We start from the raw sequence: 223 nt of genomic DNA, 5'->3' as shown, positions 1-223 counted from the left end.
GATGATGGAGTTGTCGAAGGGCCAGACGGTGCCGACGTGGTAGCCGAGGGGGTTGTAGCGGCCTTCGCCTTTGGCGAGGGTGCGGATGCCCCAGCCGGAGAACAGGTGGGGACCGAGGAGGTGTTGGGTGATTTTTTCGGCGCGGTGTTCTTCGACGATGCCGCTCCACAGGAGGTGGCCGATGTTGGAGGACAGGGCGTCGACGTGGTTGCCGTCGGGGTCG

1 pseudogene is annotated in these 223 nt (G+C 65.0%); it reads right to left on the bottom strand.

The window, feature by feature from the left end:
• Positions 1-223: pseudogene (locus ACXN5W_RS30450) on the bottom strand (glycogen debranching N-terminal domain-containing protein); the annotation flags it as partial.

The organism is Plantactinospora sp. A48 (genome assembly GCF_055793945.1).
This window is presented reverse-complemented; position numbering and strand designations above follow the sequence as displayed.